The sequence below is a fragment of the Mesorhizobium sp. M0159 genome, from assembly GCF_040322295.1.
GTDB lineage: Bacteria > Pseudomonadota > Alphaproteobacteria > Rhizobiales > Rhizobiaceae > Mesorhizobium.
The window spans coordinates 1-20,195 of record NZ_JAMYTF010000010.1 but is presented as its reverse complement, the minus strand read 5'-3'; the positions used below and the strand labels follow the sequence as shown (position 1 = coordinate 20,195).

General features: G+C 61.9%; 18 protein-coding genes. 16 read left to right on the top strand and 2 right to left on the bottom strand.

Features of this window, described 5'->3' with window-relative positions:
* Window positions 1-20 precede the first annotated feature (20 nt).
* The 5 genes from NKJ32_RS13000 (at window position 21) to NKJ32_RS12980 (ending at window position 5,314) form a co-directional block, all read left to right on the top strand.
* The gene (locus NKJ32_RS13000) at window positions 21-548 is read left to right on the top strand and encodes a GNAT family N-acetyltransferase (RefSeq protein WP_352570432.1); all 528 of its coding nucleotides are present in this window, start codon (window positions 21-23) and stop codon (window positions 546-548) included.
* 215 nt (window positions 549-763) lie between these two features.
* On the top strand, window positions 764-1,924 hold the full coding sequence (locus NKJ32_RS12995; RefSeq protein ID WP_352570431.1) for a PcfJ domain-containing protein: 1,161 nt from the start codon (window positions 764-766) through the stop codon (window positions 1,922-1,924).
* Window positions 1,925-2,276: 352 nt separating this feature from the next.
* Window positions 2,277-4,028 (top strand): acetolactate synthase 3 large subunit, encoded by a 1,752-nt coding sequence (locus NKJ32_RS12990; RefSeq protein WP_352570430.1) that lies wholly within the window; start codon window positions 2,277-2,279, stop codon window positions 4,026-4,028.
* Between the two features lie 66 nt (window positions 4,029-4,094).
* The gene (gene ilvN / locus NKJ32_RS12985) at window positions 4,095-4,667 is read left to right on the top strand and encodes an acetolactate synthase small subunit (RefSeq protein WP_023676680.1); all 573 of its coding nucleotides are present in this window, start codon (window positions 4,095-4,097) and stop codon (window positions 4,665-4,667) included.
* Between the two features lie 5 nt (window positions 4,668-4,672).
* Window positions 4,673-5,314: an SEL1-like repeat protein gene (locus NKJ32_RS12980; RefSeq protein ID WP_352570429.1), complete on the top strand. Its 642-nt coding sequence runs from the start codon at window positions 4,673-4,675 to the stop codon at window positions 5,312-5,314.
* Window positions 5,315-5,352: 38 nt separating this feature from the next.
* Here NKJ32_RS12980 and NKJ32_RS12975 read toward each other — a convergent pair whose 3' ends face one another.
* A complete protein-coding gene (locus NKJ32_RS12975; RefSeq protein ID WP_352570428.1) occupies window positions 5,353-5,757 on the bottom strand; it encodes a metalloregulator ArsR/SmtB family transcription factor in 405 nt (134 codons plus the stop codon).
* A 186-nt stretch (window positions 5,758-5,943) separates the two neighbouring features.
* Here NKJ32_RS12975 and NKJ32_RS12970 point away from each other — a divergent pair, with 186 nt between their 5' ends.
* From NKJ32_RS12970 to NKJ32_RS12935, 8 genes are all read left to right on the top strand, one after another.
* A complete protein-coding gene (locus NKJ32_RS12970; protein ID WP_352570427.1) occupies window positions 5,944-6,924 on the top strand; it encodes an acyl-CoA desaturase in 981 nt (326 codons plus the stop codon).
* A gap of 106 nt (window positions 6,925-7,030) precedes the next feature.
* Window positions 7,031-7,627: a LysE family translocator gene (locus NKJ32_RS12965; protein WP_352570425.1), complete on the top strand. Its 597-nt coding sequence runs from the start codon at window positions 7,031-7,033 to the stop codon at window positions 7,625-7,627.
* 169 nt (window positions 7,628-7,796) lie between these two features.
* Window positions 7,797-9,044: an efflux RND transporter periplasmic adaptor subunit gene (locus tag NKJ32_RS12960; RefSeq protein ID WP_352570424.1), complete on the top strand. Its 1,248-nt coding sequence runs from the start codon at window positions 7,797-7,799 to the stop codon at window positions 9,042-9,044.
* The gene (locus tag NKJ32_RS12955; protein ID WP_352570422.1) at window positions 9,041-12,199 is read left to right on the top strand and encodes an efflux RND transporter permease subunit; all 3,159 of its coding nucleotides are present in this window, start codon (window positions 9,041-9,043) and stop codon (window positions 12,197-12,199) included. The genes NKJ32_RS12960 and NKJ32_RS12955 overlap by 4 nt, the downstream gene beginning before the upstream one ends.
* A 56-nt stretch (window positions 12,200-12,255) precedes the next feature.
* On the top strand, window positions 12,256-12,861 hold the full coding sequence (gene nthA / locus NKJ32_RS12950; RefSeq protein ID WP_352827754.1) for a nitrile hydratase subunit alpha: 606 nt from the start codon (window positions 12,256-12,258) through the stop codon (window positions 12,859-12,861).
* Window positions 12,858-13,517 (top strand): nitrile hydratase subunit beta, encoded by a 660-nt coding sequence (nthB, locus tag NKJ32_RS12945; RefSeq protein WP_023676675.1) that lies wholly within the window; start codon window positions 12,858-12,860, stop codon window positions 13,515-13,517. Before nthA ends, nthB begins: the two co-directional genes overlap by 4 nt.
* Before the next feature lie 19 nt (window positions 13,518-13,536).
* Window positions 13,537-13,869, top strand: a complete 333-nt coding sequence (locus NKJ32_RS12940; RefSeq protein WP_156937343.1) for a nitrile hydratase accessory protein — start codon at window positions 13,537-13,539, stop codon at window positions 13,867-13,869.
* A 147-nt stretch (window positions 13,870-14,016) separates the two neighbouring features.
* Window positions 14,017-15,144 (top strand): ATP-dependent DNA helicase, encoded by a 1,128-nt coding sequence (locus NKJ32_RS12935; RefSeq protein WP_023676673.1) that lies wholly within the window; start codon window positions 14,017-14,019, stop codon window positions 15,142-15,144.
* Between the two features lie 19 nt (window positions 15,145-15,163).
* Here the strand turns inward: NKJ32_RS12935 and NKJ32_RS12930 are convergent, their stop codons facing one another.
* A complete protein-coding gene (locus NKJ32_RS12930; RefSeq protein ID WP_023676672.1) occupies window positions 15,164-15,568 on the bottom strand; it encodes a SpoIIAA family protein in 405 nt (134 codons plus the stop codon).
* Window positions 15,569-15,683: 115 nt separating this feature from the next.
* Here NKJ32_RS12930 and NKJ32_RS12925 point away from each other — a divergent pair, with 115 nt between their 5' ends.
* From NKJ32_RS12925 to NKJ32_RS12915, 3 genes are all read left to right on the top strand, one after another.
* On the top strand, window positions 15,684-16,424 hold the full coding sequence (locus tag NKJ32_RS12925; protein WP_352620197.1) for a pyridoxine 5'-phosphate synthase: 741 nt from the start codon (window positions 15,684-15,686) through the stop codon (window positions 16,422-16,424).
* Between the two features lie 96 nt (window positions 16,425-16,520).
* On the top strand, window positions 16,521-18,434 hold the full coding sequence (locus tag NKJ32_RS12920) for a potassium transporter Kup (protein ID WP_352827751.1): 1,914 nt from the start codon (window positions 16,521-16,523) through the stop codon (window positions 18,432-18,434).
* Between the two features lie 158 nt (window positions 18,435-18,592).
* A partial coding sequence (locus NKJ32_RS12915) for a potassium transporter Kup (protein ID WP_352827748.1) occupies window positions 18,593-20,195 on the top strand: 1,603 nt, incomplete at its 3' end.

The following is a 20,195-nucleotide window of genomic DNA, read 5'->3' as shown; positions in this document are numbered from 1 at the left end:
GGACGGCGCAGGGGAACCACATGAGTTCGATCGAAATCAGGCCACTCACCAGTACTGACGGAACGCAAAAAATGCTGGCGGATCTGCTGATCGGGACAGTCGCTGCCGGCGGCTCGGTCAGCTTCATGCATCCGCTGGCGCCGGAGATGGCCGCGGCCTTCTGGAACAGGTCGCTTCATGCGGCCGCCAGAGGCGAAAGGGCGGTGCTTGGGGCCTGGAACGGCGAGGCTCTGGTCGGCACCGTCACCTTGCTGCTCGACTGCCCTCCCAACCAGCCGCACCGGGCCGAGATCGCCAAGCTGATGACCCGCCTCGATTATCGCGGCAAGGGCATCGCAACCCGCCTGATGGAGGCGGCGGAAGCCGTTGCCGTGGAGAAAGGCCGCACGCTGTTGGTCCTCGACACGGCAAAAGAGGAGGGGGCTTCCGGCCTCTATGAAAAGCTCGGCTTCACGCTGGCCGGCGAAATACCGGATTATGCGCTGAAGCCGCATGGCGGGCTGACAGGCACCCTCATCTACTGGAAACGCGTCGGCCGGACACGGTGATGGCGACAACGATGCACCTTTGCAACACCGTCAGACCATCGCGGGCATGGAAAGAATAGCTCTTGCGTCAAATTGGCGGCGAGCTTAGAGAAGCCGCCCATTCTGATCCGTCCTGAAAGGAGACCTGTCAATGACCCGGCGATCCAGATCGACACATTCCGTGCCGACGCTGGAATTGCGTGCGGCCGACAGGGTTCCAATCAGGAAGAACGGCCATGGCAAAGTCCATGATCCAGCGCAGGCAGGATGCCGAGCGCGAACGCATTGAAGCATATGCCGTAACGCTGCGGCGGGTTTTTCCCGTCCCGCGTCCCGCTCCGGATTTCGAGCGGGCGCTCGACGAGGCACGTCGGGGGTTTGCCGGCATGGCGATCCGCGACGGCGCGCTGTGGCGTCCAAAGCTGAAGACGCGCGACCCCGCGCGGCTGCGGCTGGCCGCGGCGCGTCATCTCTATGCGCGCTACCCGGTTACAGCCGCGCTCGAGGGGATCTGGCTGGACAGCTCGGGGTTGAATGCCCTCCAGATTGCGCTTCGCAAGGCTTGGTATATCGCAGTGGCGCGTGGTGACTCGTTCTACAAGGCGGGCGCCTGTGCGTGGCTGTCTCGCAAGGAGGTGCATTGCTTCTTGAACTTGCCCGGCGATTTCAGGTTCGACGAGGCGTTTTGGGTGGCGATCGCCCGGTCTTACACGGATGATTCCGGGTTGGCGGCCCGACTTGCCAAGTCGAAAATCGCGCGCACGCCACGTAACGATCTGGCCTTCTGGCGCGAGGTGACACGGTTCTTCTGCGGGCAACCCGCGTCGAAGGAGGAGATCGACGATCTATGCGACTATATCGGCGCCGTGCACCAGCGCGATGCCGCGTACAGCCTGAAGGGTCGCACGCTTGCCTCGCTGCGTCGGCAGATGCTGGAATGGCATCGAGACATTGCCGCGATCGAACGCATCGAGGCAATGCGCCGCCGCGCTGCCGGGCGGGCCACGCGTACTGCCGGGACGCAGTCGCAGGGTCGCGCCTGGGACGGCTCGTGCCTGGACGACTGGGACTGGCAGCCGTCGACCAAGGAGGCAAAGGCGCATGGCGAGCGTTTCTTCGTCCGTCAGTTGAAGACAGCTGAGGATCTGGTCGCCGAGAGCCGGGCGATGCATCATTGCGTCTCGATATACGCGGCCAAATGCATCGCCGGCAATGCCTCGATCTGGGTGCTGCGGCGCTCGGCGCTCGGCAAGATCGAGCGGTTGCTGACGATCGAACTCGACCCGCAAAACCGTGCGGTGCAGGTGCGCGGATTCGGCAATCGTCTCGCCTCGCTCGAGGAGCGCAAGATCATCGAGCGCTGGGCCAAGGCGAGGGGTGTGGTGCTCTGCGCCTGAAACGGAACACCCGCGCGGCGGAAAGGCGGCGCGGGTGCACAATGGGCGGATGTGCCGACGTCAGGCCAAGTGCACATTCGCCGTTGACAGCGGCGTCAAACCAATTCTATTGTCCGCCACCATGAAAAAGGCACTCATTCTCGTAGGAAAGCGCGTGGGCAAGGCGGTGTAACCGCCGGGCGGTGACCTCCCATGCGCAAGACACAGGCTCCCTCGGGGGCCTTTTTTATTGCCCGAAATACGACTAAACGACCAGCAATCGCCAGATGGCGAACAGTACGGGACCAGACCGATGAGCAGTGGACAGAATGAGCGGCGCGAGATGCCAAGAACTGAAATGCCAAGGGGCGAAATGACTGGCGCCGAAATGGTGGTGCAGGCGCTGAAGGACAACGGCGTCAAGCATGTTTTCGGCTATCCGGGCGGCGCGGTTCTGCCAATCTACGATGAAATCTTCCAGCAGGACGAGGTCGAGCACATCCTCGTCCGCCATGAGCAGGGCGCGGGCCATGCGGCGGAAGGCTATGCGCGCTCGACCGGCAAGGCCGGCGTCATGCTGGTGACCTCAGGGCCGGGCGCCACCAATGCGGTGACGCCATTGCAGGACGCGCTGATGGATTCGATCCCGCTGGTCTGCCTGACCGGCCAGGTGCCGACTTCGCTGATCGGCTCGGATGCGTTCCAGGAGTGCGACACGGTCGGCATCACGCGGCCCTGCACCAAGCACAACTGGCTGGTGAAGGACGTCAACGAGCTCGCGGCAACGATCCACGAGGCCTTCCATGTGGCAACCACAGGGCGCCCCGGTCCGGTCGTCGTCGACATTCCGAAGGACGTGCAGTTCGCCAAGGGTATCTATGTCCCGCCGCAGACGGCGCCGCGCACCAGCTACCAACCGAAGGTCCAGGGCGATCTGGAAAAGATCAAGGCGGCGGTCGAGCTGATGGCCGGCGCCAGGAAGCCGATCATCTATTCGGGCGGCGGCGTCATCAATTCCGGCCCGGAGGCGAGCCATCTGCTGCGCGAGCTGGTCGACCTCACCGGCTTTCCCATCACCTCGACGCTGATGGGCCTCGGCGCCTATCCGGCGTCGGGCAAGAACTGGATGGGCATGCTCGGTATGCACGGCACGTATGAAGCGAACATGGCGATGCACGATTGCGACGTCATGCTCTGCATCGGCGCGCGCTTCGACGACCGCATCACCGGGCGGCTCACCGCGTTCTCGCCGAATTCGAAGAAGATCCACATCGACATCGACCCGTCGTCGATCAACAAGAACGTCCACACCGACGTGCCGATCATCGGCGATGTCGGGCGTGTGCTGGAGGATCTGGTGCGGCTGTGGCGGGCAACCGCCAAGGCCGACAAGAAAGCGCTTCACCCGTGGTGGGAGCAGATTGCCAAATGGCGCGCGCGCGATTCGCTCGCCTACAAGATGAACCACGAGGTGATCATGCCGCAATATGCCGTCCAGCGGCTCTATGCGCTGACCAAGGACCTCGACACCTACATCACCACCGAGGTCGGCCAGCATCAGATGTGGGCGGCACAGCACTATCATTTCGAGAAGCCGAACCGCTGGATGACCTCCGGCGGACTGGGCACGATGGGCTACGGCCTGCCGGCCGCGCTCGGCGTGCAGATCGCGCACCCGGATGCGCTGGTCATCGATATCGCCGGCGACGCCTCGGTGCAGATGACGATGCAGGAAATGAGCGCGGCGGTGCAGCACGAGGCGCCGATCAAGATCTTCATCCTCAACAACCAATATATGGGCATGGTGCGGCAGTGGCAGCAGCTGCTGCACGGCAACCGGCTGTCGCACTCCTACACCGAGGCGATGCCGGATTTCGTCAAGCTCGCCGAAGCCTATGGCGGCCACGGCATTCGCTGCGACAAGCCGGACGAGCTCGATGACGCTATCAAGGAGATGATCGGGGTCAAGAAGCCCGTCCTGTTCGACTGCCGCGTGGCGACGCTCGCCAACTGCTTCCCGATGATTCCGTCGGGCAAGGCGCATAACGAGATGCTGTTGCCTGACGAGGCGACCGACGAAGCTGTAGCCAACGCGATCGACGCCAAGGGCAGGGAACTGGTGTAGCCTGGTTCGAGGAAGCTGTGCGGAAACAGCAGATTAGCGCAAAAGTTTGAAATCGAGATCCATGTCATGAACGCACAGTTGCAACCGACCGGCTCCGCCTATTTTATCGCCAAGGAGACGGAAAAACCAGAGAACCACACGCTTTCGGTCCTGGTCGACAACGAGCCGGGCGTGCTTGCGCGGGTCATCGGCCTGTTTTCCGGACGTGGCTACAACATCGAGAGCCTGACGGTCTCGGAAACCGAGCACGAAAAGCACCTGTCGCGCATCACCATCGTGACGCGCGGCACGCCGCACGTGCTGGAGCAGATCAAGCACCAGCTCGAGCGCATCGTGCCGGTGCACCGCGTCGTCGATCTCACCGTGCGGTCGCAGGAATTCGGACAGGAGCGGCCATTGGAGCGGGAACTCGCGCTGGTCAAGGTCGCCGGCACCGGCGAAGCCCGCGTCGAGGCGCTCCGGCTCGCCGATGCATTCCGCGCCAGCGTCATCGATGCCAACACCGAGCATTTCATCTTCGAGATCACCGGCAAGGGCTCCAAGCTCGATCAGTTCATCGCCATCATGAAACCGCTCGGGCTAGTTGAAATCTGCCGTACCGGAGTGGCGGCGATGAACCGCGGCCCGCAAGGGATGTGATCATAATGCTCGCGGCGGCAATTCTAGCAGGCGCCGGCGCAATCGTTCTTGCGGTCACGACGGCGGCGGCCAGCCAGGAGCCGGTATTCGACAAGTCAGTGCTGCCGAAATTGTTTGAAGAAATCGACCGCAGGGGCACACCGAGCTACTATTTCCAACAATGCCCGGCCGATATTTGGCGCAGGGCGTCGGGCGTCGATGACGCGCTCTTTTCCACGCCGGGAATAGATTACCAAGGTTGTGAGAAAGACGTCTTGGCCTGTGCCAAGCGGTGTTTCGACGGACGCAGGGGCGAAGCCTGTTTCGAGACGGCCAGGGTCATCCAGGAGCACTCGCCAGAAGACAAGCAATGGACCGAGGAGATGTTCGCCCAGGCCTGCGCTACTGGCAGTATCGGCGGCTGCACAAATCGCGGCGCGGGAATTCTCTTGGGTCGGCTTGGGCTAAACAAACTGCTTGCCGCCGGTAGTGCCAATGAATCTTGCCCTTATCGCACATTCAAGCTGAGCTGCAATGAGGGCGATGCCTGGGGTTGCACCATGTATGGCAGCGCCCTTCAGCATGGTGAAGGCGTCTCTGTGGACGAAGCCGAGGCGATGGCCGCCTACAAAAAGTCTTGCGAGATCGCTGTGGAATTTGACGCCTGACGATACGCCAAGGCGCTCATGAAAACGATGCAAAGCCGCTAGGGCTTTTCAGATTTGCGCAAGTGCGATCTTTGCGCTGCCTCGCCTCGACCAAGTTCTTTGCTTTCTCTCTTGATAGGGCGCGATACCGGGCAGACATCCTGAACAAATCCATTCAGCGTGTTCACAAGATTGTTCTGGACCAGAGAATAGTGGATGAACTGTCCGTGCCGCTCCTTGGCGATGAGCCCGGCCGTCTCCAGAATGCTCAAATGCTGCGAGATCGACGGCTTCGACATCTCGAAGCGCGCCGCGATCTCGCCCGCCGTTAGGGAAGAGTGCGCAAGATAGGCGAGGATCTTGCGCCGGGGCGCTGAAGATAGCGCTTCAAACACGCGCTGTATCGCGCCATTTGCGTGAGCAGCCGTTTCGGCATCCGCTGCGTGCTCTGCATCTTCGATCACTGTCTGCCACCTTGTGATGCCGAGGCGTTGGCTGCGCCTCGGTCCGCTTTTCTTATTTTCATTTAGACTATTGCCTAAATACCTAATTCGTAGTAGTAGACGATTAGCTTACTGCCTAAGTAACGGAAGACGCGCCAGAAGGCAAGGCTGTGGTCCGGAAATGTTCATGCAGGAGGAGGGGTACCGATGAAAACCATATCCACGGGCAGAATGATTTCCCAACAGGACAGTGACGCCGAAGACGGCAAAGTCGTGTGGGTGCCGGCAAAGTCGATCTGGGTCGGGGCGATGACGATCGCCGCCATTGTGTTGGGACCGATGACATTTAGCTGGAGTGCCTTCGCCTTATTCGTTGCGACAACGGCGGCGACAATCTGCGCCGGACACTCGGTGGGGATGCACCGTCTGCTCATCCACCGTTCGTTCAAGGTTCATATCTGGGTCGAGCATGCGCTGGTCTACCTTGGCGTGCTCGTCGGCATGGCCGGTCCTTTTGGGATGATCTATGCTCACGATATTCGTGACTGGGCTCAGCGCCAGACCGCATGTCACGATCTCCATGCCCATCGTCGGCCATTTTTCACCGATGCCTTCTGGCAGATGCATTGCGCGGTCGCTTTGCGCAATCCACCCACCTTCGTCATCGAACCCTCGATCAGGAATGACCTGTTCTACAAGTTCGTCGAACGCACCTGGATGCTGCAACAACTGCCCTGGGCGATCCTCTTTTTCGCGCTTGGCGGCTGGGATTGGGTGGTATGGGGAATCGCGGTGCGCGTTTCAGTGTCGCTTACCGGGCATTGGTTGGTTGGGCATTTTGCGCACCGAGATAGGGAGCAAGGATGGCGCGTCGACGACGTTGCCGTGCAAGGATACAATTTGCCGCGTTTCGGGCTGGTAACGTTCGGCGAGAGTTTCCACGGCAACCATCACGCGTTTCCCGAGTCTGCACGGCTTGGTCTGGAACACGGACAGATCGATCTCGGCTGGCTATTCATTCAGGTTCTGGCGATCCTGGGTCTGGCGCACAGCGTCAAGATTCCGGAGAATACGCCGAGACGCAAAGGGCTGCGACGCGTGCGCCGTCAGCGCGAAACTGCCCCGGATTCAGATCTATGGTCGGTGCAGCCTACCGCAGATAGATGTTCTCAGCGGATATTGGCCTAAGAAATGAAGGAACGCTTAGGGCGCGTGGACCAACGAATTGCATTTGCACTCAGCACTTCATCGATTTAAGTCAGTATTTCAGTATTATTGATCATTGCGATCCTCCATGACCTTCGATGCATTCCTTGCTCTGCTGGTTTATGCCTTCGTGACCTCGATCACGCCGGGTCCGAACAATTTCATGCTTTTGGCCTCGGGCGTGAATTTCGGCTTGGTCAAAACCGTGCCACACATGCTCGGCATCGGCTTCGGCTTCCTCGTGCTGTTGCTTGCCGTAGGCTTCGGGCTTGGCGCCGTGTTGACGGCCTTTCCGGTCCTGCATACCGGGTTGAAGATCGCCGGCGGCCTCTACTTGCTTTATCTCGCCTGGAAGATCGCCATGTCGCGCTCGCTCGGCGGCGAAGGCGAGGCGAAGGGCCAGCCGATGCGGTTCATCGAGGCTGCGGCTTTCCAGTGGGTCAATCCCAAAGCCTGGGTGATGGCGATTACAGCCATGGCCGTCTATACGAACCCGGAACGCCGGTTTGTGTCGGTGGTGCTGATCGCGGCCGCGTTCGCCGTCGTTATGCTGCCGAGCATTTCGACCTGGGCCGGTTTCGGCATGGCGCTGCGCGGTTTTCTGGCGGATGCGGTGCGGCTCAAATGGTTCAACATCGCCATGGGCGTGATGCTTGCGGCGACGCTGTGGCCGATGCTGCGTTAGCTGCCGTTCTATTGTGCACTGCACATTAAATCTTCGTAATGACGGGTTTTGGCCCTTTTTCGCCTTCGGCATCCTCTATTATCTGGCAAAATCGCGGCAAGAGGCTGCGAGTTGAGCTAGAGTGCGACCAGCGGAAATCGGCGTGTCGCGTTGAGAAGGCCTTTTGTCGATGCGCGGAAAGATCGTATTAGCGGTGATCGCTGCAGCCTGCGTTGCCGCGGCGTGGCTCTATCTTTCGCCCAGCGCAATGAGCGGTCTTCAGCAGATGCTGTCGGCGAATCAGACGGCGACGGCGGACAAGCCCGCTGCAGCAGCAAATGCCGCGCGTACGACTTCGGTGGTTGCCGCCACGGCTACGACGGCCGATTTCCCGGTCCGGCGCTATGCCATCGGCTTTGTGTCCTCTCCTGCCGTGGTCAGCATCAACGCGCGGATATCGAGTCAGATCGTCGCAATCGCGGTCAAGGACGGACAGATGGTGAAGGCCGGCGACCTTCTGTTCTCGCTGGACGATCGCTCGTTGAAGGCACAACTGGCACGCGATCAGGCGACGCTCGCGAAAGACCAGGCGCTGCTTGCCAGCGCCACGGCCGATCTTCAGCGCGCCAAAAATCTCGTCGCCAGGCAGGCCGGAACACAGCAGACCTACGATCAGGCCGTCGCGGCGCAGAAATCCGCCGCGGCCACCGTCGACGCCGACAAGGCAACGATCGATGCAGACCAAATCCAGCTTGGCTTCGCCACGATCAGGGCGCCGATCTCCGGCAGGCTTGGCGCAGTCAACGTCGCCGTCGGCGATCTCGTCACCACCAGCAACGGCAGCAGCACGTCGACTCCACTGGTGACGATCACGCAGGTCGACCCGCTGCAGGTGAACTTCAATCTCCCCGAAAGCGATCTTGCCTTGCTGCACAAGGCGCTGGCAGCGCCGCAGCAAGGTGCGGTGACGCTGACCAAGGACGGCGACCCGAAGCCGATCGGCAAGGGAACGCTGGATTTCGTCGATTCCAGCGTAGACACGGCGTCCGGCACGATCGCAACGCGGGCCAGTGTGCCCAACGCCGATCTTTCGCTATGGCCGGGCCAATACGTCAACGTCGTGCTCGATGCCGGCATCATGCCACAAATGACGTCCGTTCCGACGGTCGCCGTCCAGCCCAGCCAGAAGGGCCCGTTCGTCTATGTGATCAAGCCGGACAACACCGTTGAAATGCGGCCCGTGCAGGTCGCGCTGACAGAAGGCACCAACACCGCAATCAGCCAAGGATTGAAAAGCGGCGAGCGTGTCGTCGTCGAGGGTCAGACCAAACTGAAGAACGGCGCGGCGGTGCGCGAAGGCAAGGCTTCGACCGGCACCGGCGATCAGGCGGCTCCGAAGGTTGCCGAGGCTGACCGGACGGGCGGAACACAGCCATGATTTCCGAATTCTGCATCCGCAGGCCCGTCGCCACGTTGCTCATGTCGTTCGCCCTGGTTCTGGGCGGGCTATTTGCTTACAAATTCCTGCCGGTCGCGGCGCTGCCAAGCGCCGAATTTCCGGTTGTCAACGTCTCGGCCTCGCTGCCCGGGGCTTCGCCGGAAACCATGGCGACCTCGGTGGCAACGCCTCTGATCAAGCAGTTTGCCACTATCGCAGGCATCGATTCGATCTCGACGACCAACTCGCTCGGCTCGACCTCGATCGCCATTCAGTTCGTGCTCAACCGCGACATCGATGCAGCCGCCGCCGACGTACAGGCAGCGATCGCACGCACGCAACGACAATTGCCGCCGGAGATGACCAGCCCGCCGAGCTACCGCAAGGTCAATCCAGCCGATGCGCCGATCCTGCTGATGTCGCTGGTCAGCGACACAATTCCGCTGACTGATCTCGACGCGTTTGCCGAGAATGTGATTTCGCCGTCGCTGTCGACGATCGACGGCGTTGCGCAGGTTTCGATCTATGGCCAGCAAAAATATGCCGTCCGCGTCCAGATCGATCCGACGGCGCTCGCCGCTCGCGGCATCTCGATCGACCAGCTGCAGACGGCCATTGCCTCGGCCAACAGCAACACGCCGCTCGGCGTGCTCAAGAACAACAAACAGCAGCTGACGATCACCGCGAACACGCAGCTGACCAATGCGGCAGGATTCTCCAACATCATCATCGCAACCAAGAACGGCCATCCGGTGCGGCTCGGCGAGGTGACCCGCGTCATCGATTCGGTCGAGACCACGACGACGGCAAGCTGGTATGACGGCACCCGCGCCATCATTATGGCGGTGCAGCGCCAGCCGGATGCCAATACCGTCGACGTCGTCGACCGCGTCAAGGCGATGCTACCTTCCTTCGACGATCAGATGCCGGCAGCGGCGAGCATCCAGTTGCTAAACGACCGCTCGACATCGGTCCGCGAGGCGGTCGATGACGTGCAGTTCACGCTCTTGCTCACCATCGCGCTGGTGGTGATGGTGATCTTCCTGTTCCTGCGCCGGGTAACGGCGACGGTCATCCCGGCCGTGGCGGTGCCGATTTCGCTCATCGCCACGCTGGGCGTGATGTACCTGTTCGGCTTTTCCATCGACAACGTCTCATTGATGGGGCTGACGCTGGCGGTCGGTCTTGTCGTCGACGATGCAATCGTCATGCTCGAAAACATTTTCCGCCATATGGAGGAGGACGGGCTCTCTGCCCTCGAGGCGTCGCTCAAGGGCGCGCGCGAGATCGGCTTCACCATCATCTCGATCTCGATCTCGCTGGTCGCCGTGTTCATTCCGGTGCTTTTGATGGGCGGCGTGATCGGGCGCATCTTCAACGAATTCGCGGTGGTGGTGACGGTCGCCATCCTGGCGTCGATGTTCGTCTCGCTGACGCTGACGCCGATGCTGTGCTCGCGGCTGTTGTCATTATCGAAAGCCGAGCAGAAAGCAGCGCACGGTGAAGGCCATAGACAAAACGTCTTCATGCAGGGCTATGACAGGCTGCTGACATTCTGCCTGCGCCACAATTTCCTTGTCTTCCTTGTCTTCCTGGTGACCGCCGGGCTGTCGGTGTGGCTGATCCAGATTTCGCCGAAGGGCTTCTTCCCGCAGGAGGATATCGGCCAGGTCTCGGTGACGACCATCGCGCGCCAGGACATTTCGTTTGACGCGATGGTGAAGCTGCAGGGGCAAGTGGCGGATGTCTTCACCCATTCGCCCTACGTCGCGCATGTCGGCTGGTCGGCGGGCAGTGGAAACAATGCGCTCAACCAGGGCCAGCTGTTTGTGCAGCTGAAAGACAAGGACCAGCGACCGAACATCGACAAGGTGCTTACGGACCTGCGGCGCCAGCTGGCCAATGTGCCCGGCATCGAAACCTACATGCAGCCGGTGCAGAACCTGCGGCTCGGCGCGCGTTCTTCGGCGAGTGCCTACCAGCTTGCCGTTCAGGGCCTCGATACCGGCCTGACGAACGTCTGGGCGCAGAGGCTGACGGACGCGATGGCTGCCGATCATGCCGCCTTCACCGACGTCACCAATGACCTGCAGAACAACGCGCTACAGGCGACGCTGGTGATCGACCGCGACAAGGCGGCGAACCTCGGCGTCGATACCGACACGCTGCGCTCCAGCCTCTATGGCGGTTTCGGCACCCAGCAGGTGTCGACCATCTTCGGTTCGGCCGACAGCTACGACGTGATCATGGAGCTCGATCCGAAGATCGAGTGGTCGCCCGAGCGGATGCTGGCCATCAAGGTGAGAACGGCGAGCGGCAGCCTGGTGCCGCTCGGTGCGTTCGCCCGCGTCGATCGGACCGCCGGTGCTTTGACCGTCAACCAGCTCGGCCAGCTTCCGGCAGTGACCATCTCCTACAATCTGCCGCAAGGCGTGGCCCTCGGCGACAGCGTGAGCCACATCAACGCGCTGAAGGACAAGATCGGCATGCCGCCGACGATCTCGACCGCCTTCTCGGGCACGGCCAAGACGTTCCAGGATTCGCTTTCCAACCAGGGGCTGCTGATCGGCGGCGCGATTCTGACCATCTATATCGTTCTCGGCATGCTCTATGAGAGCTTCATCCACCCGCTCACTATCCTGACCGGGCTTCCATCGGCGGTGCTCGGCGCGCTGGTGGCACTGCGGCTGGCGGGGATGGATCTTTCGGTGATCGCGGTGATCGGCATCCTGATGCTGATCGGCATCGTCAAGAAGAACGGCATCATGATGATCGACGTGGCGCTGGAACTCAGGCGCGAGGGGATGTCGCCTGTCGAATCCATCCACAAGGCCTGCCTGATGCGCTTCCGGCCGATCATGATGACCACGCTTGCCGCGCTGATGGGCACCATCCCGATCGCGCTCGGCACCGGCGCCAGCGCGGAATTGCGCCAGCCTCTCGGCGTGGCGGTGGTCGGCGGTCTTGTCGCCTCGCAGGCACTGACGCTGTTCGTCACGCCCGTCATTTACGTCTACATGGAGCATTTTTCCGGCTGGCTGGTCAGGCTGTGGGCACGGCGCCGGGGCGAGCCGAGCCCGGTCGAAGCGGTCGACCAGCCGTCACTGTTCGACGAGGAGGAAGAACCGGTGCCGCAGAAGGCGGCAGCCGAATAGCGCTGGCCCAAGCCGTGGTGCTTGCGGCCGGGGGTCCGCGATCGTAATTTGACGCCATGCCGCACAATCACGACCACGACAACGAGCTTGATCCTTTTGCGGCGCGGGTGCGCGCGCTGGAGACGATTCTCACCCGCAAAGGCCTGATCGATCCGGCGGCGATCGATGTTATCGTCGACACCTATGAGACCAAGATCGGGCCGCGCAACGGCGCAAAGGTGGTGGCGAAGGCCTGGGTTGATCCCGGGTTTGCCGCATGGCTGAAGCGTGATGCGACGGCGGCCATCGAATCGCTCGGCTACACCGGCCGGCAAGGCGAGCACATGCAGGCGGTGTTCAATACGGCCGACACGCACAACCTCGTCGTCTGCACGCTGTGCTCCTGCTATCCGTGGTCGGTTCTCGGCCTGCCGCCGGTCTGGTACAAGGCGCCGCCCTACCGTTCGCGCGCAGTGATCGATCCGCGCGGCGTGCTCGAGGAATTCGGGCTAATCTTGCCGGCGACGACAACAATCCGGGTGTGGGATTCGACCGCCGAGCTGCGCTATCTGGTGGTGCCTATGCAGCCAAGGGGCACCGAGGGCTGGGATGAGGCACGGCTCGCCGATCTGGTGACGCGCGATGCCATGATCGGCACGGCGTTGGTGCGGGAACCGGCATGAACGGGCCGCAGGATCTCGGCGGTCAGATGGGTTTCGGGCCGGTCGCGCCCGAACCGGACGAACCCTATTTCCATGCCGATTGGGAAAGGCGGGCGCTGGGCGTGACGTTGTGCGCCGGCGCCATGGGCGCCTGGACCATCGACGAGAGTCGGCACGCGCGGGAATCGCTGCATCCAGCGGATTATTATGCCTCCAGCTACTACCAGATATGGATCAAGGCGCTGGAGGTGCTGCTCAAACGCCATGGTTTCGTCAGCGACCGCGACCTGGCTACGGGCGACGCAGTCGACCCGGCAGCGACCCCCAAACGGGTGCTGAAGGCTAAGGACGTTCCGGCGGTGCTGGCCAAGGGCGGGCACTGCGACCGGCCTGTCGCCGTGCCTGCGCGGTTCAAGGCGGGCGACCCCGTGCGAACCAGGAACTTTCATCCGACCGGCCACACCAGACTGCCGCGCTATGCACGCGGCAAGCGAGGCGTCGTCGAGGCTGTGCGCGACGGCTTTGTCTTTCCCGACACCAATGCGCACGGCCAGGGCGAAAACCCGCAATGGGTCTATACGGTGTCCTTCACCGGCGGCGAAATCTGGGGCGAGGGCGCCGATCCGACACTTGTCGTGTCGATCGATGCCTGGGAGAGCTACCTTGAGCCGGCGTGAGACGGGCTCAGTCGCCGCCATGCTGCCCGCCGGTGTCGAGGCGCCTGTGTTTGCCGAGCCGTGGCAAGCAGAGGCCTTTGCCATGACGGTAGCACTGCACGACAACGGGCTGTTTTCGTGGAGCGAATGGGCGGATGCTTTGTCGGCAGAGGTGAAGCGGCCGGGCGCCGCGCGCGACGGTCACGATTACTACGAGCACTGGCTGGCAGCGCTGGAAAAGCTGCTTTTGGCCAAGGGCGTTGCCGGAAAGCGCGACGTCGATGCGCTCGCCGCTGCCTGGGAACGCGCCGCGCACGCAACGCCGCATGGCAAGCCGATCCAGCTGGAGAACGATCCACAGCGGGCCGGGTAAGCTGCGGTCGCCTGGCCTTGTTCTCTTTACGTTCCTGTTCGTCACTGATAGCCTGACCCTGTCGCAGCGGCGTGATTGCCGGCGATGAAAATTGATGGTGACGGCAGTCACCTTGTCTTTCCCTCGCGAATCCGGTCTGTCGCGCTGATGGAATTCTCTCCTCAACAGGACGAGGCGCTGAAGGCGGTGGCCGGCTGGCTGAAAGCCGGCAAGCCGCAGCTGTTCCGGCTGTTCGGCTATGCCGGCACCGGCAAGACGACGCTGGCGCGCTATTTCGCCGAGCATGTCGACGGCCAGGTGCAGTTCGCCGCGTTTACGGGCAAGGCGGCGCAGGTGCTGCGTTCCAAGGGCGCGGTCAATGCCCGCACCATCCATTCGCTGATCTACCGGCCGAAAGGCGAGGAATCGGTAGCGGACGAGGTGACCGGCAAGACCTCGATGTCGCCGACCTTTTCGCTTAATCGGCAAAGCCCGATCTCTCGGGCCAAGCTGGTCGTCATCGACGAATGCTCAATGGTCGACGAGCAGCTTGGCCGCGATCTGATGACCTTCGGCACCCCTATCCTGGTGCTCGGCGATCCCGGCCAGTTGCCGCCGATCTCCGGCGGCGGCTTCTTCACCGACCACGAGCCGGACATTCTGCTCACAGAAATCCACCGCCAGGCGCGCGACAACCCGATCATCAGGCTGGCGCTCGACGTGCGCGAGGGCCGCGAATTCATGCGCGGCGACTATGGCGCGGCGCAGGTGATCGGCAAGGAAGACGTCACCCAGGAATTGGTGCTGAAAGCGGACCAGGTGCTGGTCGGCACCAACCGCACGCGCCGCCGTTATAACCAGCGGCTGCGCGAGCTGAAGGGGTTCAACGCCGATTATCCGCAAGCCGGCGACAAGCTGGTCTGTCTGCGCAACGATCCGGCCAAGGGACTGCTCAACGGCTCGCTGTGGAAGGTGATGACCTCGTCGCGCGAGACGGTCAAGCCCGGCATCAATCTGCTGGTTTCGCCGGAGGAAGATGACCCGGATCGCGGCGTCGCCAAGATCAAGCTGCTCAAAGCCGCATTCGAGGATCCCGACGCCGACATTCCCTGGCAGCAGAAGAAGCGCTTCGACGATTTCGATTACGGTTACGCGCTGACCGTGCACAAGGCGCAAGGGTCGCAATGGAATGAGATCGTGCTTTTCGACGAAAGCTGGGCATTCAAGGAAACTCGCCAGCGTTGGCTCTACACCGCGATCACGCGCGCGGCCGAACGGCTGACGATCGTCCGATAGGGCTGTCAGGTCCGTCGTATCAGCGCTGGGCGATCGGTCTGGCGTCAAGCCATTCCCAGGCGGCGGCTTCGTCCTTGGCCTCGAAATGCCGGAGTTCGATAGGCAAAGAGGCAGGCAAAAAGGCTCTTGCCTCCGGTATCCAGTTCGGCTCACCGATCGCCGCGCAGCTGCCGATATGCTCCACGGCATGAGCTATGCCCTGTTCGATCGTCTCGTCCGATACGTCGGCCCAGTCGACACCCTCATGGTCGATCAGGCGCACCAGCACGTCGATCTTCGGATGCAGCGCATAGGCCGCCTCCAGCAATCCGAACAGGTTTTCGGCGTCAGCCGCTGCGACATGGCCGACGACATCGATGGCGAAAAGATCTTCGCGATCGGTGTCGATGCGGCGAACCGCCGGCACGGCCTCGAGAAAATTCAACAGGGAACTCCTTGCGCTCGATTTTCTTCACACACCTTGGAACACCTGAAACCCTCTGTCTGTTCCCGTTAAAGGCGGTATAGATGCGCGCCAAGATCAGCCTGGAGCCGTGCAAATGCCTGCAAAGCTTTCCGTCAACCTCAATGCGATCGCCATGCTGCGCAACCGGCGCGACCTGCCGTGGCCAAGCGTGACCGGGCTCGGACGCATTGCCCTTGCCGCCGGCGCGCATGGGCTCACGGTGCACCCGCGACCCGACGAGCGGCACACCAGGCATTCCGATCTGCCGCAGATCAGGGCGCTGATCGACGACGAGTTCCCGAATGCGGAATTCAACATCGAGGGCTATCCGACCGAGGAGTTCCTGGCGCTTGTGGAAAAGCATCAGCCCGAGCAGGTGACGCTGGTGCCCGACGACCCGGCGCAGGCGACTTCCGACCATGGCTGGAACTTCGCCGCCGAGGCTGCGTTCCTGACACCGGTCGTCAAGCGCCTGAAGAAGGGAGGCTTTCGCGTGTCGCTGTTTTCGGATCCGGATCCCGCTGGCGTGAACGCCGCTCGCGACACCGGCGCCGATCGGATCGAACTCTATACGGGTCCATATGGCAGCTATCATTCCGATTCGGCAAAAGCGGCGAAGGAATTGGAGAAATTGGGAAAGACGGCGGATGCCGCATTGGCCGCAGGGCTCCAGGTCAATGCCGGGCACGACCTTGTGGTGAGCAATTTGCCGGCGCTGGCCAGGCGCATCCCGGCATTGGCCGAAGTGTCGATCGGACATGGGTTGACAGCCGATGCGTTGGAGTATGGCATGGCCGCAACGGTCAGGCGGTTTCTGAAGGCTTGTGGCTGGTAGAGAAAGGCGAGCCGATAGGCCATGCGTTCCCGGCACGGCAGCGCGTCCTTTCCATCCCGCAGCATAGAGCGCCGCACGTCTATGGGAGTGTCGTCCATGGCCCTTGCCCACGCTGGTAGCGAGGCAGAACCCATCGAACAATCCAGCCACTCCAAGGCCGAGCAGCACAGCACCAGAGTTTTGATGCTGGGCGCGTTGGGCGTGGTTTACGGCGATATCGGCACGAGCCCAATCTACGCGTTTCGGGAAGCGCTGCACGCATCGTCGGGACCGGTAGCGCGCAACGACGTCCTTGGCGTGCTGTCGCTTATCGTCTGGGCGCTGACGATCATCGTCACGATAAAGTACGTCGCTTTCGTGCTCAGAGCCGACAACAAGGGTGAGGGCGGCACGCTGTCGCTGATGGCGCTTGCGCGCAACGCTTATCCAAAGGGAGCCCGGTTCATTCTGGGGATCGGACTTTGCGGCGCGGCGCTGTTTTTCGGCGACGCCATCATAACGCCGGCCATCTCCGTGCTTTCGGCGGTCGAGGGCCTGGAAGTGGTGACCCCGACGCTGGAAACTTATGTTGTTCCGATCACGCTGATCATCCTGGCAATGCTTTTTGCCGTGCAACGCTTTGGCACCGGCAGGGTGGCGGCCGTGTTCGGACCGGTGACGGCAGCGTGGTTCCTGACGATCGGCGCCGCCGGGGTCTACCATCTGCTGGACGACCCGTCGGTCCTGCTGGCGATCAATCCCTATTACGCCGTCGCTTATCTGGCCAATACGCCTACCGGTGCGTTCGTCACGGTCGGGGCGGTGTTCCTGGCGGTCACCGGGGCCGAAGCCCTCTATGTCGATCTCGGCCATTTCGGGCGCAGGCCGATCGTGCTGGCGTGGTTCTCCGTGGTGTTCCCTTGTCTGCTCCTCAACTATTTCGGACAAGGCGCGTTCGTTCTGGCCAACGGTGGCAAACCCACCAATCCATTCTTCCAGATGCTGCCGGATTGGGCGCTAATGCCCATGGTTGGGCTGGCCACGGCAGCGACGGTGATCGCCAGCCAGGCGGTGATCTCCGGCGCTTTCTCGCTGACGCGGCAGGCGGTGCAGCTCAATCTGCTGCCACGTATCGAGGTGCAGCATACTTCCGAGATGCAATCCGGCCAGATCTACATGCCGCGGGTCAATCTGGTGGTCGCGCTGGGCGTGATGCTGCTGGTGGTCGGCTTTGGCAGTTCGAGTTCGCTGGCTTCCGCCTATGGCATTTCGGTGACTGGCGAAATGCTGATGACAACCATCCTGTTGTTCGTGGTGATGCGGTTCCGGTGGAAATGGCAGCTTGCACTGGCAGCCGCGCTCACACTGCTGTTTGGCACGATCGATACCGGATTTTTCCTTGCAAACGTCGTCAAGATCCTCGAAGGCGGGTGGGTGTCGATCACGGTCGCTTGCGGCATGGGGCTGATCATGTCCACCTGGATCCGCGGCACCCGCTATTTGTTCGACAAGACGCGCCGGAACGAGATCCCGCTCGATTTCCTTGCCGGCAATCTGCTGAAGAAGAAACCGCATCTGGTGTCGGGCACCGCGGTGTTCCTGACCAGCGACCCGCTGAGCGCGCCGACCGCGCTGATGCACAGCCTGAAGCACTACAAGGTGCTGCACGAGCAGAACGTCATCCTTTCGGTGGTGACGGCACCGCAGCCGGTTGTGCCCGACAGCGAGCGCGTCAAGATGGAAATGGTCAACGAGCTGTTCATGCGGGTGACGCTGACCTTCGGCTATATGGAGCAGCCCAATATCCCGCGTGCGCTGGCGATCTGCCGCAAGCAGGGCTGGAAGTTCGACATCATGACGACGTCCTTCTTCCTGTCGCGGCGCTCACTCAAGGCGTCGCCCAATTCCGGCATGCCGGTCTGGCAGGACAAGCTGTTCATCGGGCTGGCGCGCTCGGCGGCCGATGCAACGGAATATTTCCAGATCCCGACCGGACGGGTGGTCGAGATCGGGACGCAGGTGGCTATTTAAAAACGTGTCCGTTGCGACATTCCAGGTGGTCTGCCGATCGGACTGAGTCTGCCAAGTCGTGGAGGACTCGCAATATCGGGACGGAGCCATTACGTGACGGCACTTGATATTGCAGCGCAGCAAGCGTAGAGCACCGCCCGCTTACCGGAGTGTCGTCCATGGCCCTTACCAATGCTGGTAACGAGGCAGAACCTGTCGAACAATCCAGCCATTCTGAGGTCGAGCAGCACAGCACCAAGGTGCTGATGCTGGGCGCGCTCGGCGTGGTTTACGGCGATATCGGTACCAGCCCGATCTATGCATTTCGCGAGGCGTTGCATGCATCGGCCGGTGGCAACGTCGCCAACCGTGGCGACATCCTCGGCGTGTTGTCGCTGATCATCTGGTCGCTGACGATCACCGTCACCATCAAATACATCATGTTCGTGCTCCGCGCCGACAATCGAGGCGAGGGCGGGGTGCTGTCGCTGATGGCGCTGGCGCGCAACAGTTTCCCGACGCGCTCGGCGGTGATCCTCGGCATCGGCATCGTCGGCGCGGCGCTTTTTTTCGGCGACGCAGTCATTACGCCGGCGATCTCGGTGCTATCGGCGGTCGAAGGTATGAATGTCGTCACGCCGACATTCCAGCCCTATGTGGTGCCGCTGACACTGGCCATCCTGGCGATCCTGTTTGCGGTACAGCGATTCGGCACCGGCGGCGTAGGTTTGGTGTTCGGGCCAGTCACGGCTCTGTGGTTCCTGGCCATCGGCCTTTCCGGCATTAACCACATCATCGCCGATCCGGAAATCCTGCTGGCGATCAGCCCGCATTACATCGTGTCGTTCCTGGTCAACTCGCCCGATGTCGCCTTCGTCACGGTTGGTGCGGTCTTCCTCGCCGTCACCGGCGCCGAGGCGCTCTATGCCGACCTCGGCCATTTCGGCCGCAAGCCGATCGTACTCGCCTGGCTGGCAATCGTGTTCCCTTGTCTGTTGCTCAACTATGTCGGGCAAGGCGCCTTCGTGCTGGCAAATGGCGGCGTTGTCGGTCATCCATTCTTCGAGATGAACCAGGGCTGGACGCTTATTCCGATGGTCGTGCTGGCGACGGCGGCGACCGTCATCGCCAGCCAGGCGGTGATCTCCGGCGCTTTTTCGCTGACCAGACAGGCGGTGCAGCTCAATATGCTGCCGCGTTTCGTTATCCAGCATACGTCGGAAAAACAGTCGGGCCAGATCTATCTGCCGCGCATCAACCTGATGCTGGCGCTGGTGGTGATGTTGCTGGTGGTCGGCTTCGGCGAATCCAGCCGCCTGGCCTCGGCCTACGGTATTTCGGTGACCGGCAACATGCTAGTGACGAATGTGCTGCTTTTTGTTGTGATGACGCGCATCTGGAAATGGCCGCTCGGCGTCGCGATCGCCTTGATGGCCGTGTTCGCCTTCGTCGATACCGGCTTCTTTGCCGCCAACATAGTCAAGGTGTTTGAAGGTGGCTGGGCATCGCTTGCCATCGCCGCAGTTATCGTGATGACTATGTGGACCTGGATCCGCGGCAGCCGCTATTTGTTCGACAAGACGCGCCGGAACGAGATCCCGCTGGATTTCCTTGCCGGCAATCTGCTGAAGAAGAAACCGCATCTGGTGTCGGGCACCGCGGTGTTCCTGACCAGCGACCCGCTGAGCGCGCCGACGGCGCTGATGCACAGCCTGAAGCACTACAAGGTGCTGCACGAGCAGAACGTCATCCTTTCGGTGGTGACGGCACCGCAGCCGGTTG